1 pseudogene is annotated in these 585 nt (G+C 54.5%); it reads left to right on the forward strand.

Going from position 1 to position 585, the window contains the following annotated elements:
* A pseudogene (locus tag ACT3UQ_RS19730) lies at positions 1-585 on the forward strand (IS3-like element ISAar37 family transposase); the annotation flags it as partial.

The following is a 585-nucleotide window of genomic DNA, read 5'->3' on the forward strand; positions in this document are numbered from 1 at the left end:
CGAGCACGGGCTCAAGGCTAAACGAGTGAGTGCTTTCAAAGTCACCACGGTGCATGACCAGCAAGCCAGGACCGCTCATATCAAGAATCACATGGTCGATAAGCTCGGCCGCCGTGATTTTCGTTCGTCCCGACCTGGAACCAAGTTGGTGGGCGATATTACCTACTTGCGAACCGGTGAAGGGTGGCTGTATCTGGCGACGGTGATCGACTTGTATTCACGTCAGATCGTTGGGTGGTCAATGGGTGCGAACATGCAAACGCAACTGGTTATCGATGCGATGCAGCTCGCGATGTCGCGTGGTTTCATCAGCGCTGGGACTGTTTTTCATTCAGACCGCGGAACTCAGTACACGTCAGATGCATTTCAAGCGTGGTGCTCTGAGAATGGTGTGCGGCAGTCAATGGGCCGTACCGGAGTGTGTTGGGACAATGCCGTTGCTGAGTCGGCGTTCTCGACGATCAAGAACGAGATGTACCATCATCGGGCGTTTACGAGCCGGGTTGCGGCGCGTACCGCGGTTATGGAGTTCATTGAGATTTGGTACAACAGGAAGCGTCCGCATACGACTAATGGCGGGTTGAG

Origin of the sequence: Glutamicibacter sp. AOP12-B1-11 (genome assembly GCF_052379245.1) — a bacterium.
Taxonomy (GTDB): domain Bacteria; phylum Actinomycetota; class Actinomycetes; order Actinomycetales; family Micrococcaceae; genus Glutamicibacter.